Source organism: Streptomyces sp. NPDC051677, assembly GCF_044453465.1.
Taxonomy (GTDB): Bacteria; Actinomycetota; Actinomycetes; order Streptomycetales; family Streptomycetaceae; genus Streptomyces.
In genome coordinates this window covers 68855-84099 of the sequence record NZ_JBITCT010000032.1, presented here as the reverse complement: position 1 = coordinate 84099, position 15245 = coordinate 68855, and the positions used below count along the sequence as shown (strand labels likewise).

15 protein-coding genes are annotated in these 15245 nt (G+C 71.9%); 11 read left to right on the top strand and 4 right to left on the bottom strand.

The annotated features are described in order from the left end of the window. Positions 1-26: 26 nt before the first annotated feature. On the top strand, positions 27-941 hold the full coding sequence (locus ACIBAF_RS31635; protein WP_399467597.1) for a universal stress protein: 915 nt from the start codon (positions 27-29) through the stop codon (positions 939-941). A gap of 109 nt (positions 942-1050) precedes the next feature. Further along, positions 1051-1473 carry an Hsp20/alpha crystallin family protein gene (locus ACIBAF_RS31630; protein WP_399467596.1) on the top strand — a complete coding sequence of 141 codons (423 nt, stop codon included), beginning with the start codon at positions 1051-1053 and terminating at the stop codon, positions 1471-1473. A 102-nt stretch (positions 1474-1575) separates the two neighbouring features. Here ACIBAF_RS31630 and ACIBAF_RS31625 read toward each other — a convergent pair whose 3' ends face one another. From ACIBAF_RS31625 to ACIBAF_RS31615, 3 genes are read right to left on the bottom strand one after another with little or no spacing between them, the layout of a single operon-like run. Then, positions 1576-2232, bottom strand: a complete 657-nt coding sequence (locus ACIBAF_RS31625) for a CBS domain-containing protein (RefSeq protein WP_399467595.1) — start codon at positions 2230-2232, stop codon at positions 1576-1578. A gap of 35 nt (positions 2233-2267) precedes the next feature. Further along, on the bottom strand, positions 2268-2489 hold the full coding sequence (locus ACIBAF_RS31620; RefSeq protein WP_399467594.1) for a hypothetical protein: 222 nt from the start codon (positions 2487-2489) through the stop codon (positions 2268-2270). 30 nt (positions 2490-2519) lie between these two features. Continuing rightward, positions 2520-3248 carry a CBS domain-containing protein gene (locus tag ACIBAF_RS31615; protein ID WP_399467593.1) on the bottom strand — a complete coding sequence of 243 codons (729 nt, stop codon included), beginning with the start codon at positions 3246-3248 and terminating at the stop codon, positions 2520-2522. Between the two features lie 208 nt (positions 3249-3456). Between ACIBAF_RS31615 and ACIBAF_RS31610 the strand changes: the two genes are divergently transcribed. The 6 genes from ACIBAF_RS31610 (at position 3457) to ACIBAF_RS31585 (ending at position 10672) form a co-directional block, all read left to right on the top strand. Further along, on the top strand, positions 3457-4332 hold the full coding sequence (locus tag ACIBAF_RS31610) for a universal stress protein (protein ID WP_399467592.1): 876 nt from the start codon (positions 3457-3459) through the stop codon (positions 4330-4332). A 30-nt stretch (positions 4333-4362) separates the two neighbouring features. After that, positions 4363-5124 (top strand): HAD family hydrolase, encoded by a 762-nt coding sequence (locus ACIBAF_RS31605; protein ID WP_399467591.1) that lies wholly within the window; start codon positions 4363-4365, stop codon positions 5122-5124. Next, positions 5121-7490 carry a glycoside hydrolase family 65 protein gene (locus ACIBAF_RS31600; RefSeq protein WP_399467589.1) on the top strand — a complete coding sequence of 790 codons (2370 nt, stop codon included), beginning with the start codon at positions 5121-5123 and terminating at the stop codon, positions 7488-7490. Before ACIBAF_RS31605 ends, ACIBAF_RS31600 begins: the two co-directional genes overlap by 4 nt. A 121-nt stretch (positions 7491-7611) precedes the next feature. After that, positions 7612-8514: a universal stress protein gene (locus ACIBAF_RS31595; protein ID WP_399467588.1), complete on the top strand. Its 903-nt coding sequence runs from the start codon at positions 7612-7614 to the stop codon at positions 8512-8514. Between the two features lie 92 nt (positions 8515-8606). Continuing rightward, entirely contained in the window at positions 8607-9503 is an 897-nt protein-coding gene (locus tag ACIBAF_RS31590; protein ID WP_399467587.1) for a universal stress protein, read from the top strand. Between the two features lie 164 nt (positions 9504-9667). Further along, positions 9668-10672 carry an Acg family FMN-binding oxidoreductase gene (locus ACIBAF_RS31585; protein WP_399467586.1) on the top strand — a complete coding sequence of 335 codons (1005 nt, stop codon included), beginning with the start codon at positions 9668-9670 and terminating at the stop codon, positions 10670-10672. A gap of 42 nt (positions 10673-10714) precedes the next feature. Here the strand turns inward: ACIBAF_RS31585 and ACIBAF_RS31580 are convergent, their stop codons facing one another. Continuing rightward, positions 10715-10864: a hypothetical protein gene (locus ACIBAF_RS31580; RefSeq protein ID WP_399467585.1), complete on the bottom strand. Its 150-nt coding sequence runs from the start codon at positions 10862-10864 to the stop codon at positions 10715-10717. Between the two features lie 219 nt (positions 10865-11083). Between ACIBAF_RS31580 and ACIBAF_RS31575 the strand changes: the two genes are divergently transcribed. The 3 genes from ACIBAF_RS31575 (at position 11084) to ACIBAF_RS31565 (ending at position 15236) form a co-directional block, all read left to right on the top strand. Beyond that, positions 11084-11908, top strand: coding sequence for a universal stress protein (locus ACIBAF_RS31575; protein WP_399467584.1), 825 nt, complete (start codon positions 11084-11086; stop codon positions 11906-11908). A gap of 425 nt (positions 11909-12333) precedes the next feature. Then, on the top strand, positions 12334-13659 hold the full coding sequence (locus ACIBAF_RS31570) for a GAF domain-containing protein (RefSeq protein WP_399467582.1): 1326 nt from the start codon (positions 12334-12336) through the stop codon (positions 13657-13659). A 56-nt stretch (positions 13660-13715) separates the two neighbouring features. After that, positions 13716-15236, top strand: coding sequence for an aldehyde dehydrogenase family protein (locus ACIBAF_RS31565; protein ID WP_399467581.1), 1521 nt, complete (start codon positions 13716-13718; stop codon positions 15234-15236). Positions 15237-15245: the final 9 nt, after the last annotated feature.

Here is a 15245-nt window from a genome sequence, read left to right as displayed (position 1 = left end):
GGCGCACCCCTGAAGGAGGTCCGCACATGCCAGCCATCACCGTCGGCCTCGACGGCTCGCCCGAAAGCCTCGCCGCCGCAGACTGGGCAGCTCGCGAAGCAACGCAACGAGAGGCGCCCTTGTGTCTCGTGCATGCCCGGGACTCGCTGGGGTCTCTGTACACCCCCTTCATGGGGGCTTCGGCACCGGGCGTGCTCGAAGCGCAGCGCGACTGGGCCGCTCACCTGCTGCGCGAGGCGCAATCCCGGCTCACGGAACGCCACCCTGACCTGCGGATCACCGCCCGGCAGGCAGAGGACGAGGCCGTCCCGGCTCTCCTGGCGGCCACGGAGGACACCGAACTGCTGGTCCTCGGGTCCCGGGGCCTCGGCACGGTGGCCGGGTTCGTGGTCGGCTCCGTCGCCCTTGCCGTGGTGGCACGTACGGAACGGCCCGTCGTCCTCGTGCGGGCCGGGGAGCATGCCGAGGACGAGCATCTGCCGGACGCCACGGGCGCCGTGTCGAGCAACACCCCGTACCGCGACGTAGTGCTGGGGCTGGACCTGGAGGAACCGGGCGACGCCGTCGTCGAGTTCGCCTTCGAGGCCGCCCGGCGTCGCGCGGCCGGCCTGCGGGTGGTCCACGGCTGGAACCCGGCGGCCGTCTACGGCTACGGCGCCGTTCTGGATTCGGGACTCAACGCCGAGCTGGCGGAGGAGACACGGCATGGACTGAGCGACCTCCTGCGTCCGTGGAATGACAAGTTCCCCGGTGTGGAGGTGCGCGCGCAGGCCGTCGTCGGCAGCGCTGGCCGTCATCTCGTGCACGCCTCGCGGGACGCGTCGCTGGTCGTCGTCGGGCGGAAGAGGAACCACGCGTTGGTCGGCGGTCGCATCGGCCCGGTGACCCACGCGGTGCTCCAACACGCCTCCGTGCCGGTGGCGGTGGTGCCGCACGGCTGACGGACCCGGCGCCACAGCCGGCCGGGTCCACCAGAGGCCCGGTCGGCCCACGCATTCGGTGACTCCCGCGCGGGACGCTGGAAGGGATCAGGAAGAAGAGGGGGCAGGCATGACCGGTGTGATGGGGCGGCTGACCGGCTTCCCGCCCCTGCCCGAGCTGTTCGGCTGGGCCGAGGGCGGATTCCCCGGGACGCACCTGGCTGCGGGGCTGCACGGCATCCGCGTCGAGGAGCAACTGAAGGACGGTACCTACGTCCTGCGCGCCGAGCTCCCCGGACTCGACCCCGACAACGACGTCGAGATCACCGTGGAGGACGACGTTCTGACCCTGCGGGCCGAACGAGGGGAGGAGACGACCGAGAAGCACCGCACGGAGTTCCGCTACGGCACCTTCGCCCGTTCCGTTCGACTGCCGGCCGGAGCAAAGGGCGAGGAGGCGGACGCGGAGTACAAGGACGGTGTTCTGACCATCACGGTCCCGGTCCCGCAGGAGAAGGCGGGGACCAGGACCGTCCCGGTGCGGCGCGGCTGAGACAGGGCGTGTCGGGCGGCATCAGGTGTGCGCGGCCGGCGATCCACCGGCCGCGCACACCTGATGCCGCGCCCAAGAGCCAGCGGCACACGGCACCGCGTGCTAGCGGGCGCCGATCGCGCCGGTGAGGTGGCAGTGGACGTCGACGATTCCCTCGACGGCCCGCGCCAGGCGCTCGGCCACCGGGATCAGCTCCGCGCCGTCCACCCATCCGGTGAGGGTCACGACCCCGTCGGAGACCTCGACCCGGATGTGGTCGGCGGGCAGCGGGAACAGGCGGTCGACGACCTCGTGACGTACCTCCGCGGTGAGGTCCTCGTCGTCCCGCAAGAACACCTTGAGCAGATCCGAGCGGCCGACGACACCCTCGAGCATGCCCTCGTCGTCGATGACGGGCAGCCGCTTGACGTCGCGCCTGGCCATGATGCGTGCCGCCTCGGCCAGCGTGGTGGCGCCGTGCACGGTGACGGCCGGGCTGCTCATCAGTTCCTCGGCGGTCAGCGCGCCGGCTTTCCCCAGGTCGGACAAGCGCTGCCGTTGGGTGAACCGGTCCGGAACACCGTCCCGGAACTCCTCCTTGAGCAGCAGGTCGGCCTCCGAGACGATCCCGATCACCCGCCCCTCGCCCTCGAGTACGGGCAGCGCGCTGACCTTCCACCGCTCCATGAGCCGGACGATCTCCTTGAACGGCGCGTCGCGGCCGACGGCGATGACGGCACGTGTCATCACGTCACTCACGACGTGCGGGCCGGTTTTCATGATCTCCTCCTCGGAGTGCCCACGAACGGCGACGATCACTTCCGGTACTCCCGGTGGTCGTCGTCCTTGCCGAAGTAGTGCCGCTCCTCGACGAACTCCCGCTCACCGGGGCGCAGGACCGCACCCGGAGTCGACAGGAAGGCGATGAGCCCCAGGACACCGACCGCCATCAGCGCGAAGCCGACGACGAACGAGCTGTAGCCGAACACCAGGCAGGCGCCCAGCACGGTGGCGACGATCAGGAGGAGGGGGATCATGGCCGTGGTCCTTTCTTCCGCGCTCCCTGTTCAGAGCCCCCGCAGCCAGTCGTCGGCGACGCCGCGCACGGCCAGGCCGGTCGGCTGCGGGGGCTTGTCGTCGATGCGGTAGGAGAGGTGGTCGACGACGTCCACGACGCCGTCCAGCCGACGCGTCATGTCGATCGCGATGGGGATCTCACTGCGCCGTTCCAGCTGACCGGTGAGCGTGACCACACCGTCCCGCACGGACGCCTCGACGGTGTGCGGGGCCAGCCAGAGCGTGTTGAGGAAGACTTCCTGCTGTACGTCGCGCTGGATGGCGTCGTCGGTGCGCAGGAAGACCTGGAGCAGGTCCCGGCGCGTGACGATGCCGACGAGCGCGCCCTCCTCGTCCACCACGGGCAGCCGCTCGATCCGGTGCTCCGTCATGAGCCGGGCGGCCTCGGCGACCGTGGCCTCGGCGCGGACCGTGACCGCGGGCTTCGACATCACTCCGTCGGCCGTCCTGGCACGGCTCCTGGCCTCGGCACGCCGGGCGCTGACGCTGAGCAGACGCCGACAGTGCGCCCAGAGGCCGGCGGACTCCGGCTCGCGAGCCTGCCGCAGCACGAGGTCGGTCTCGGAGATCACACCGACGACCCTGCGGTCCTGGTCGATCACCGGGAGTCCGCTGATGCGGTGCTCCTCGAGCAGCCGCACCACCTCCTTGAACGGCGTGTCGCACCGTGCGGTGACGACGTCGCCGACCATGAGGGCGCCTGTCCTCGTGGGCTTCATGGCTGAGCCTCGCTTTCGTGGGTGGCAGAGGTCACGAACCCCGTTCAGGGGCCTCGACTTCAGCTTCCTGCCACGGGTGCGCGGCCCACATGGGTCGAACGTCCCGGCCGAGGGCCGATCCGCCCCCTCGTGCGGCCCGCCGGTCGGTGCGACCGTGAGGGTGGACCCCTGTGCTGCTCCCTGTGCTGTTTGGAAGGCGGTGGGGACGATGACGTTTCCCCTGGTCCTGGGCATCGACGGATCCGACGCGAGTCTCACGGCGGTCGACTGGGCGGTGGACGAGGCCGCCCGGCACGGCCTCCCGTTGCGGCTGGTGCACGCTTCCCGCTGGGAGCGCTACGAGCGAGCCGTTCCGTCCACCAGCCTCAGCCGCCCGTCCGAGCGCGTGCTCGTCGAGGACCTCGTCGCCTCCGCGGCGGAACGCGCCGGGCGGCGCAGCCCTGATCTGAAGATCACCACCGACATCGTCCCCGACGACCCGGTGGACACCCTCCTGCGCGAGGGCGACGACGCGTTCGCCCTGGTGACGGGAGCACGTGGTCACGGTGAGCTGGTGGGGCTGCTCCTCGGCTCCGTGAGCTTGACCGTGGCAGCCCGCGCGCACTGCCCGGTGATCGTGGTCCGGGGTGACAAGGCGGGCCTGGCCGGCTCCCACGAGCGGATCCTGCTGGGCGCGGGAGAGCCCGTGACCGGCGCCGAGGCCGTGCGCTTCGCCTTCCGCGAGGCCGAGGCGCGCGGCTGCACCCTGGACGTCGTACGGGCATGGCGCTGCCCCGCGCACGAGAGCGTCGACGATCCCGCCCTCGCGGACGCATCGGTGCGTCGGCACGAGGAGCGGGCCTCGGCCCTGCTCGACACGCTGCTGCGGGACGCCCTGGCGGACCATCCCGCTGTCCGGGTGCGGCGGGTCACGGCCGAGGGACCGGCCCACCGCGTCCTCGTGCGCCGCACGGCCGCCGCCGACCTGGTGGTCGTCGGCGCCTGCCGCCGCCACGGCCATCTCGGGCTCCAGCTGGGCCGGGTGAGCCACGCTCTGCTCCATCACGCGTACTGCCCGGTGGCGGTCGTGCCGCAGACGGTGTGAACGTTGTACGTGCCCGCCTTAGGGGGAGTGATGACGGCTGCTTGGTCCGGTGACGTGCTCGGGCCCGTACTGCGGGGCATCGAGGCGGTCGTGTTCGACACGGACGGAGTGATCACCGACTCGGCGAAGGTGCACGCGGCAGCCTGGAAGACCGCCTTCGACACCTACCTGGCCGAGCACCCGCCCGAGGACGTTGCGCAGCGGCGCCCCTTCGACCCGGGCGACGACTACCTGCGGTATGTCGACGGCAAGTCCCGGCTCGACGGCGCCGCCGCCTTCCTCGCGTCACGCGGCCTCGACCCGACGGAGCCGATCGTGCGCGCCGTGGCGGCGGACAAGGAGCGACTGTTCACCGAGCGGCTCCGCGAGCACGGCGTCGATGCCTTTTCGGGCACCGTGCGGCTGGTACGAGCCCTGCGCGCGGCGGGGGTGCCCGTCGCCGCGGCCTCCGCGTCGAGGCATGCCCGCGAGCTCCTCACCGGGGCGGATGTGCTGGACCTTTTCGAGGTCCTGGTCGACGGTGGCGAGGCGGTCCGCCTGGGACTCGAGGGGAAACCGCGGCCCGACCTGTTCCTCGAAGCGGCACGTAGGCTCGGCGTTCCGCCCGCCCGCGCCGCCGTCGTGGAAGACGCCCTGGCCGGCGTCGAAGCGGGCAGCCGCGGTGGCTTCGGCCTCGTCGTCGGCGTGGACCGGGCCGTCGGTCCGGACACCCGGGACAGACTTCTGCGGCACGGCGCCCACATCGTCGTACACGACCTGGAAGAGCTGCTCGACGAGGAGGGACGGCGGTGACGGGCTGGACGTGGGAGTACGACGGCTACGACCCGGCTCAGGAGCGCCTGCGCGAGTCGTTGTGCACGCTGGGCAACGGCTACTTCGCCACCCGAGGGGCGCTGCCGGAGTGTGCCGCGGACGACGTGCACTACCCCGGCACCTACGTGGCCGGCTGCTATGACCGCCTCACCACGGACGTCGCGGGGCGTCGGGTGGAGAACGAGGACATGGTCAACGTCCCGAACTGGCTGCCGCTCCGGTTCCGCCTCGCCGGGCGGCAGTGGCTCACCCCGGACACCGCACAGGTGCTGGATCACCGGCAGGTGCTGCACCTGGACTCCGGGCTGTTGGAGCGCCGGACGCGGTACGCGCTCGGCGAGGGGCGGGTGCTGGCGGTGCGGCAGCAGCGGCTCGTGCACATGGCCGACCCCCATCTGGCGGCGCTGCGCTCCGAGTTCACGGCCGAGGGTTTCGGCGGGGACCTCGACGTGGAGGCGGCGCTGGACGGCGGTGTCACCAACTCCGGGGTCGCGCGCTACCGGGACCTGGATGGCCGTCACCTCACCCGGCTGCACACCGGGTCCGTCGAGCCGGACACGGTGTGGCTGCGCTGCCGGACCCGCACCTCCGACGTCCGGATCGGCATGGCGGCCCGGCTGAGTGCCGACGTCCCGGTCACCGACCGGCACGAGGAATCGCGCGTCGGCCAGCGGGTGCGTCTTCGGCTGTTTCCCGGCCGTGCCGTCACCGTCGACAAGACCGTCGCCCTGCACACTTCCCGTGATCCCGCGATCAGCGACCCGCTGGACGCCGCGATCGACCGGGTGGGCGCGGCGCCCGTTTTCGACGCGCTGCTCGAAGAGCATCTGACGGCCTGGGACCAGCTGTGGCGGCGGGCCGAGTTGGAGGTCGCCGGGGAGGCCGGCGACATTCTGCGGCTGCACCTCTTCCACGTCCTGCAGACGCTCTCCCCGCACACGGCTGATCTGGATGTCGGCGTCCCGGCCCGGGGTCTGCACGGTGAGGCGTATCGCGGCCATGTCTTCTGGGACGAGCTGTTCGTGCTGCCGTACCTCAACCTGCACTTCCCCGAAGTGTCCCGCGCCCTGCTCCGCTACCGGCATCGACGCCTCGGCCAGGCTTGTGCCGCCGCCCGCGCGGTCGGCCGGCGCGGCGCGCTGTACCCCTGGCAGAGCGGAAGCGACGGGCGCGAGGAGACGCAAGAGCTGCACCTCAACCCTCGGTCGGGACGCTGGCTGCCGGACCACTCGCGGCTTCAGCGGCACATCGGCTCGGCCGTGGCGTACAACGTGTGGCGGTACTGCGAGGCCAGCGGCGACGCCGAGTTCCTGCACACCAAGGGCGCCGAGATGCTGCTGCAGATCGCCCGGTTCTGGGCGGACTCGGCCAGCTGGGACGAGCGGTTCGGCCGGCGCCGCATCCGGGGCGTGATGGGACCGGACGAGTACCACGACGGCTATCCCGGCGCCCGGGAGCCCGGTCTCGACGACAACGCGTACACCAATGTCACCGCCGCCTGGGTGCTCACCCGTGCCCTCGACGTGATGCGGACCCTGCCGGAGCCCCGGCGGCGCGAACTCGCCGAGCGCACCGGCCTGGACGAGGGCGAGCTCGAACAGTGGGAGGACGTCTCACGCACGCTCCACGTGCCCTTCCACGACGGCGTCATCAGCCAGTTCGAGGGCTACGGCGACCTCGCCGAACTCGACTGGGACGGCTACCGCGAGCGGTACGGCGACATCCGGCGCCTGGACCGGATCCTGGAGGCGGAGGGCGACACCGTCAACCGCTACAAGGCGTCCAAGCAGGCCGACGTCCTGATGCTCGGCTACCTTTTCTCACCGGCCGAACTGCGCGATCTCTTCGGCAGACTGGGCCATCGACTCGACGACGACATGTGGCGGCGCACCGTCGACCACTACCTCCACCGCACCAGCCACGGCTCCACGCTGAGCGGCTTGGTCCACGGCTGGGTCCTGGCCCGTGCCCGGCGCGCCGAGGCGTGGAGGTACTGCCAGGAGGCCCTGCGCGGCGACATCGCCGACCTGCAGGGCGGCACCACGGGCGAGGGCATGCACCTGGGCGCTATGGCCGGCACCCTCGACCTCGTCCAGCGGGGACTGACCGGACTGGAGACCCGCGAGGGGGCGCTGTGGCTCGATCCGGTGCCGCTGCCCAAGCTGTCGTCCTACGGGTTCTCCCTCCGCTACCAGGGGCACTGGGGTGTCCGGCTGCGCCTGGAGCGCGGAGGGCTGGAGGTGACGGTACCGCCGTCCGACCGCTCACCGATCGACATCCGGATGCCGGACCGAGTGGCCTGCGTGCAACCGGGCGAGACGCGTCACCTCCTCCTTCCGGACTGACGGCGGGCCTCCTGGAGAGGGGCCGTACGGCCCCCGGAGGGGACCGGGCAGCCTCTGCCCCCGCACAGGCCGCCAAGTGACGCTGGTACCGGATGACAGACCGAGCGTTGGAGGTGCCGAGATGCTTCGACCCGTTGTCGCCGGAGTCGACGGATCCGCCGAAAGCCTGGCCGCAGCCACATGGGCGGCTCGCGAGGCCGAGCGACGGGACAAACCGCTTCACCTGGTGCACGCCTGGGACTGGCACCCCCGCCGAGAGGAGCGCGAGATCGCCAGTGCCGCCCAGCGGCATCTGGCCCGGCGTTCCCTGCGGCAGGCGCAAGAACACGTCCGCGCCGAGTGCCCCGACGTCCGTCTCACCGACGAGCAGACGGAAGGCCCGGCCGTCGCCGCCCTGCTGAAGGCGGCGGACCAGGCCGATCTGATGGTTCTGGGCTCACGTGGACTGAGCGGGTTCACCGGGTTCCTCGTGGGTTCGGTGGCGCTCGGCGTGGTCGCGAAGTCGACGTGCCCCGTCGTCCTCGTCCGGGCGGACGAGGAGGCGGCGGACGAACACGTGCCGGCAGGGGACGGAAGCGCCGCGACGGACACCGGTTACCGGGACGTCGTACTCGCCGTCGACCTCGGTGAGGCATGCGACGAGGTCATCGAGTTCGCCTTCGAAGCCGCCCGGCTCCGGCACGCCCGCCTGCGGGCCGTGCACGCCTGGCACACGGCCGGCCCCAGCGGCCTCGGCCCCGGCGACATCGGCCTGGTGAAGGACACCTGGCAGGGCGAGGAGTGGCTGGGCTTCCTCAAGGCCGTGCTCCAGGTGTGGCGCGACAAGTACCCCGACGTCGAGGTCCTGGAGACGGTCGTGGACGAGAAGCCTTCCACGGCGCTCGTCCGGGCCGCCACCGGAGCGAGCCTCCTCGTCGTGGGACACCGCCTCGCCGAACGCCCCGTCGGCCCCCGTACCGGGCCCGTCACCCATGCCGCGATCCACCACGTCGGCTGCCCCGTCGCCGTGGTGCCCCACTTCTAGGAAGAGCCCCGGACCGTGCGCGGGCCGGTTGCCGAAGGACCCGCGACAGCGCGGACAGAAGTAGGAGCGGACAGAAGAGGGAGGTGACGGCCATGACGAGGTCAGTGGTGGCCGGTCTGGACGGTTCGAGGGAGAGTCTCGCCGCGGCCGACTGGGCGGCCAGGGAAGCCCTTCGCCGCGGACTGCCGCTCCGTCTGGTACACGCCTGGGAGGGCCTGCCCGACGACGGCGCCGACGCTGACCTGCCCGAGATCCGAGTACCGCAGTACCACGCGCGGCGGGTGCTGCTCGGAGCCCTCGAACTGTTGAACGAGCGATACCCCGGGCTGTACATCGCCGCCGAGCAGGTGCGCAGGCAGCCGGGTCCCGCGCTTCTCGCTGCGGCGGAGAACGCGGAGTTGCTGGTCATAGGCAGTCAGGGGACGGGCGGCGTCGGCGGGTTCATGTCGGGGTCGGTCGCCATGGCCACCGTCGCTCACGTCGACCGGCCCGTCGTCCTCGTCCGGGCGGACGAGACGGCGGCGGACGAACACCTCCCCGACGGTTCGGGAAGGGCGTCGGCCGCTACCCCCTACCGTGACGTCGCGATCGCCGTCGACATCGGCGGGCCCTGCGACGAGGTCCTCGACTTCGCATTCCGCGCGGCGGAACTCCGCAAGGCGCCGCTGCGCGCCGTGCACGCCTGGCACGTGCCGCTCACCAAGGGCGTCCCGGGCGTCGAGGAGCGGACCCGGATCCGGGCGGAGGCGGAACGCGAACTCGCGGAGCTGCTCGAACCCTGGCGTGCCAAGTACCCCGGCGTGGTCGTCCGCGAGAACCTCCACGAGGGACGCGCCGCCCACGTCCTCGTACGCGCGACGGGCGGGGCCGGGCTACTGGTCGTGGGCCGTCGTCGCTGGCGGGCCGCGATCGGCTCGCACACCGGCCCGGTGGCCCACACACTGCTCCACCACGTGCACCGGCCGGTCGTGTCGGTCCCGCACGACTGACGTTCGCCGGCAGGGCCCCGTCCGACCCGCCGGCCGCACGGTGTCGTCGAGTCGACGTCGTGTGGCCGAACGGCGAGGTCCCGGGCAGATCGCGGCTGGGGCGAGCACGTCACAGCTCTGGGGGCCGCCCGTAGGAGCAAGCCGGAGAAAAGGTGGTCCTGATCATGTTCGCCGTCCACGCAGACCCCTGCCACGCATCCGCCTACCTGGTCCGAGCCGCCGTCACCGCGCCGTCTCCGTACAACACACAGCCCTGGACCTTCGTCGCCGAGGACGGGGACAGGGGCATCGAGGTGCACGCCGACGGAGCCCGGAGACTTCCTCTCGTCGACCCCGCCGGCCGGGAATTGGTCATCAGCTGTGGTGCTGCTCTTTTCAACGTCCGGCTGGCGATGCGCCACCTGGGCTTCAACCCGGTCGTCGAGCGATTTCCGAGCCCGGCGGACCCGGCGTTCCTGACCCGGGTGGCGTGGGGCGCGTACCAGCGCCCCTCGCCCGAGGTCGAGCGCCTGTTCGGTGCCCTGCGGCGCCGCCACACGGTACGCGGAACGTTCCTGGCGGAGCCGCTGCCGCCGTCGCTGGCCGACGATCTGCGTGATCACGCACACCGCGCGGGCGCCACCCTGGACTTCGTCACCGACCGGGCGGGCCGACGGCACTTGGCCGAGCTGGTCCGGATCGCCGAGGACGCGCACAGGTCCCGTCCGGAGTACGCCGCCGAGCAGAGGCGGTGGACCTGGAGGCCCGGCGAGCCGCGGTACGACGGGATCCCCGTCGACACCGACGTGACACACCCGGATGTCACGATCTTCCCCGGACGGGACTATGCCGGCCTCACCAGGATGTTCCCCGTCCCTCCGCAGCGACGGCCCTTGAGAACCGGGCTGATTGCGATCCTCAGTACGGACCGTGACGGCCCGGCGGCCTGGCTCCGGGCCGGGGAGGCCCTCCAGCGGATCCTGCTCGAAGCGGCGGACCACGGGGTCATGGCGGCCTTCCACACCCAGCCGCTGGAAGTGCCTTTCCTGAGGGTGAGGATCCGGCAGGCGCTCAGCGGCGGGGCCTTCCCGCAGATGATCTTCCGCCTTGGGTATCCGCCGTGTGTACGGCCGCTGCCCCGGCGCCCGGTCGTCGAAGTCCTCAGGGCGGCCGGCGCCGACCTGGCTTGAGCCGCGGACCTGTTTCGGACGAGGTCGCTGCGTGCGTAGCCGTCATGCCGGACGGCTGCCGGTCAACCGGCGCCGCAGCGCGAGGGAAGCGAGGGTCAGGAGAGCCACCGCGAAGGCGCTCAGCACGCCGAGGTTTCCCAGGATCGAGCGCAGATCGCCATTCCGGGACAGCAGGGTCGTCCACGCGTCCACGGCCCAGGCCTGCGGTGTCGCGTGTCCCGCGGTGCGCAGCCGTCATGACACACCTCCCGTGTCCGGCGCGACAGATGGCCGCGGCGAGCCCTCCGGGACGGGGCCGGACGGTGCGTGCCAGGGACCGACCGGCCCCTGCCGGAGCGATCTGCGCGAGGGGACGGTGGAGCGAGGAAGAAGGACGGGGCCGCCTGGCCCGAGGGGAAAGGGGGAGCCGTCATGAGCGGCCCTGTACTCGTGGGAGTGGACGGCTCGGCGACGAGCCTGGCAGCGGTGGAGGCCGCCGCACGGGAGGCCGATCGTCTGGGGGTGGAGCTCCGGCTGGCGCACGCCTGCGAGTGGCCGGCTGCCTCAGTGTCGCCGGGCGTGCCTCCGTGGGATCCGGGTGGAAGCGGATCACGCGGCCCTGCCAGCAGCGCGCTGACAGCGGCCGAGCGCCGGGCTCGCGGCGCCGCGCCCGGTGTGCGTGTCACACACACGGTCCTCATGGGTGAACCCGCGTCGGTGCTGGAGACCGAGTCCCACGGTTCGTCGCTCATCGTCGTGGGCAGCCGACCCGTGAGTCGGTTCGGCAGCGGACGCCGTGGCTCGGTCGCCTCCCGGCTGGCCGCCGGCGGAGGTTCTCCGGTGCTGATGGTCCGGGGCGGACCGCTTGAAGCGGGTCCCATCGTGCTCGCTTGCGACGACGGTCAAGTCGGCCGGCAAGCGGCAGAGTTCGCCCTCGCCGAGGCATCGGCTCGCGAGACCGACGTGGTGGTGCTGAACGGGTCCGCGACGCGGAACGGGCGGCCCCAGGACGGGCGCTACGACTCGGTGGCCGCGCTGCGGGAGAAGTACTGGGACGTCCCCGTGCGCCGTCCTCGCGTCCGGGGCGGGACCCGCCGAGCGGTCATCGAAGCGAGCACGCACGCCCAGCTCGTCGTGGTCGGCACGCGGCACCGGGGCGGATGGCCCGCCGCCCTGCGGGCCACGATCAGCCGAGCGGCCCTGCGGCACGCCGACTGCCCCGTCGCGGTGATCCATGAAGAGGGGACGAACCGGTGACCGGGCCGACGACGGCAAACTCGCGGGAAACGCACCGTCATGGCGCGGTCCGGCCAAGGAAGCCGCGGACATGCTCCTCACCGACGACGATTTCTCCACCATCGTGCGGGCCGTCGGCGAGGGCCGCGCCATCTGCGGCAACATCGTGGTGGTCCTTGCCGAATTGGCGGCGCGTGCCGGGGACGGGGCGTCCTCGCCGATCGGCGAACTCCGAGTGGGAGGGTCAGGACAAGTAGGGCCCACGGCCCGTTCCGCCGGCCAATTCGGCGGACGAGCTTGGGAGCTGGGGCCTGCTCCCTTTCGCCAGAGCCCTGCGCCGGGACCGACCGTCCCTGGAAATGGGGCCGTTCGGCCTCTGCGGCCACTGCGGCGTACGGGTGAGGCTGATGCGACCGGTTCGGCACAAAGGTTCGAGGGAGGACGCCATGGACGCTTCCGGCGCCGCCTCGGTCTCCGCACTGCGCGCCGCCCACGAGCGGTTCGTGACGGAGGCCGGCCAGGAGCAGGACGTGCGCGGTCTCGTGGCCGAATCCTGGCGACGCTGCCAGGCATGCGGCGTACATCCCGACGGCAGCCGTCCGCCGCCGCTGCGCTGGGCGTCCGACGAACTGAACTCCCATCGCCGGGTCCATGCCCTCGCCGCCGTGCTTCCCCTGTTCCGGGAGCTGCTGGGCTCCGGCGCCGCCGACGACGGGCATGTGTTCGCGGTCGGTGACGCCGACGGCACCCTGCTCTGGGTCGAGGGCGACACCGGGGCCATGAGACGGGCCGAGCGCATGAACTTCGTCGAGGGAGCCGTCTGGTCGGAGCGACAGGCCGGCACCAACGCCCCCGGTACGGCACTGGAGTTGGGCCGTCCGGTACAGATCGTGACGGGCGAGCACTTCAGCGCCCCCGTGCACGCCTGGTCCTGCGCCGCCGCCCCCGTGCGCGACCCCGGCACGGGGCGCGTGCTGGGCGTGGTCGATCTGTCCGGCGGTGCCACCATCGCCACGCCGCCGGCCCTGGCCGCGGTGCGTGCCGCCGCGCTGGCGGCCGAGGCGCAGCTGGCCCGTCTGCCGTCCGTGCCCCTCCTCGGACCGGACGGGCAGGTGTGCCGCAGCGGGGAGGAACCCTTGGCCGAGGCCCGTCTGTGGGCCCTGGGCAGGGACAGCGCCCTGCTGGAGCACGCGGGCCAGGTGCGCCACCTCAGCCCGCGGCACAGCGAGATCATGCTGGCGCTGGCCCTGGCGGGCCGGGGCGTGACCGGGGACCGGCTCGCCGTGGATCTCTCGGAACGTGAGATACCCGCCTCGACGCTGCGTGCCGAGATGACGCGGCTGCGCGCCGCGCTGGGACCGGACCTGCTCGGCTCCCGCCCGTACACGCTGCTGCGCCCCGTGCGGACGGACTTCGAGGAGGTGTCCCGGCTGCTGGCCGAGGGCCGGGCCGGCGAGGCGCTCGCCCGCTACCCGGGTCCGCTGCTGCCGCGTTCCGAGGCACCGGCCGTCGTGGCGCACCGCCGTTGCCTGGAACAGCTGTTGCGCGGGGCCGTCCTCGGCAGCGGTGACGCCGGGCTGCTGCGCCGCTGGGTGGAGGCGGACTGGGGCGCCGAGGACCTCGGCGCCTGGGCCGCCCTGGCCCGGACGCTGCCGGTCGGCACGCCCCAGCATGCCGCCGCTGCGGCGCGGGCCCGCGCGCTGAACCTGGAGACGGCCGTGTTCCCCCAGGTCCGGCGGCATGCAGCGGTGTTGCAGCGTTCCTCCTTCTAGCGTTCACAGCATCACCCCGATCGTCGTGGTCGGGCGTCATTCGAGAGGAGACGGTCATGAAGTACGAGCCTCCGGGAGCACCGGGCAGCCCCGTCGACGTCGCACCCCGCTACGAGAACTTCATCGGCGGCAAGTGGCAGGCGCCCACGACGGGTCGGTACACGCCCAACCTGTGCCCCGCCACCGCCAAGCCCATCTGCGAGATCCCGAAGTCCGGGGCCGAGGACATCGAACTCGCCCTGGACGCCGCGCACGCCGCCAAGGACGAGTGGGGCGAGGCCTCCACGACTCAGCGCGCCGCCGTCCTCAACCGGATGGCCGACGCCATCGACGCGCACCGCGAGGAACTCGCCGTCGCCGAGAGCTGGGAGAACGGCAAGCCGGTCCGCGAGACCCTGGCCGCCGACATCCCTCTGGCGGCCGACCACTTCCGCTACTTCGCGGCCGCGATCCGCGCGCAGCAGAGCGAGATCACCGAGATCGACAAGGAGACCATCGCCTACCACTTCCACGAGCCGCTCGGCGTGGTCGGGCAGATCATTCCGTTCAACTTCCCGCTGCTGATGGCCGCGTGGAAGCTTGCCCCGGCGCTCGCCGCCGGCAACGCCACCGTCATCAAGCCCGCCTCTCCGACCCCGTGGTCGATCCTGAAGCTGATGGAGGTCGTCGGCGACATCGTGCCGCCCGGTGTCCTCAACGTCGTCAACGGTCCCGGCGCCGAGATCGGCAAGGCGCTCGCCACCAACAAGCGCATCGCCAAGGTCGCCTTCACCGGCGAGACCACCACCGGCCGCCTGATCATGCAGTACGCGTCCCAGAACATCATCCCGGTCACGCTGGAGCTGGGCGGCAAGTCGCCGAACATCTTCTTCAACGACGTGGCCGCGGCCGACGACGACTTCCTCGACAAGGCCGTCGAGGGACTCGTCCTGTACGCGTTCAACAAGGGTGAGGTCTGCACCTGCCCCTCGCGCGCCCTCGTCCAGGAGGACATCTACGAGGAGTTCATGGGCCGCTGCCTGGAGCGCATCCGCGCCATCAAGCAGGGCGACCCCCTCGACACCGCGACCATGATCGGCCCCCAGGTGTCGAAGCAGCAGGTCGAGAAGATCGCCTCTTACGTCGACATCGGCGTCAAGGAGGGCGCCGAACTACTGATCGGGGGCCACCGGCCCACGCTCGGCGGGGAGTTCGCGGACGGCTTCTTCTACGAGCCGACCGTCCTCAAGGGCCACAACAAGATGCGGGTCTTCCAGGAGGAGATCTTCGGCCCCGTCCTCGCCGTCACCACGTTCAAGGACGAGGCCGAGGCCCTGGAGATCGCCAACGACTCGCTGTACGGCCTCGGCGCCGGCGTGTGGACCCGCGACGGCGCCCTCGCCTACCGCATGGGCCGCGCCGTCAAGGCCGGCCGGGTCTGGACGAACTGCTACCACCAGTACCCCGCCGGTGCCGCCTTCGGCGGCTACAAGGTCTCCGGCATCGGCCGCGAGAACCACCAGATGATGCTCGAGCACTACAGCCAGACCAAGAACCTCCTGGTCAGCTACGGCACCAAGCCGCTCGGGCTGTTCTAGGAAGGAGCG

Excerpts from the sequence above, each read along its gene's own strand:
- ACIBAF_RS31585 (WP_399467586.1), top strand. The coding sequence starts at position 9,668 with ATGTTCGCCGTCCACGCAGACCCCTGCCACGCATCCGCCTACCTGGTC.
- ACIBAF_RS31570 (WP_399467582.1), top strand. The coding sequence starts at position 12,334 with ATGGACGCTTCCGGCGCCGCCTCGGTCTCCGCACTGCGCGCCGCCCAC.
- ACIBAF_RS31605 (WP_399467591.1), top strand. The coding sequence starts at position 4,363 with ATGACGGCTGCTTGGTCCGGTGACGTGCTCGGGCCCGTACTGCGGGGC.
- ACIBAF_RS31575 (WP_399467584.1), top strand. The coding sequence starts at position 11,084 with ATGAGCGGCCCTGTACTCGTGGGAGTGGACGGCTCGGCGACGAGCCTG.
- ACIBAF_RS31610 (WP_399467592.1), top strand. The coding sequence starts at position 3,457 with ATGACGTTTCCCCTGGTCCTGGGCATCGACGGATCCGACGCGAGTCTC.
- ACIBAF_RS31565 (WP_399467581.1), top strand. The coding sequence starts at position 13,716 with ATGAAGTACGAGCCTCCGGGAGCACCGGGCAGCCCCGTCGACGTCGCA.
- ACIBAF_RS31595 (WP_399467588.1), top strand. The coding sequence starts at position 7,612 with ATGCTTCGACCCGTTGTCGCCGGAGTCGACGGATCCGCCGAAAGCCTG.
- ACIBAF_RS31590 (WP_399467587.1), top strand. The coding sequence starts at position 8,607 with ATGACGAGGTCAGTGGTGGCCGGTCTGGACGGTTCGAGGGAGAGTCTC.
- ACIBAF_RS31630 (WP_399467596.1), top strand. The coding sequence starts at position 1,051 with ATGACCGGTGTGATGGGGCGGCTGACCGGCTTCCCGCCCCTGCCCGAG.
- ACIBAF_RS31620 (WP_399467594.1), bottom strand. The coding sequence starts at position 2,489 with ATGATCCCCCTCCTCCTGATCGTCGCCACCGTGCTGGGCGCCTGCCTG.
- ACIBAF_RS31635 (WP_399467597.1), top strand. The coding sequence starts at position 27 with ATGCCAGCCATCACCGTCGGCCTCGACGGCTCGCCCGAAAGCCTCGCC.
- ACIBAF_RS31615 (WP_399467593.1), bottom strand. The coding sequence starts at position 3,248 with ATGAAGCCCACGAGGACAGGCGCCCTCATGGTCGGCGACGTCGTCACC.
- ACIBAF_RS31625 (WP_399467595.1), bottom strand. The coding sequence starts at position 2,232 with ATGAAAACCGGCCCGCACGTCGTGAGTGACGTGATGACACGTGCCGTC.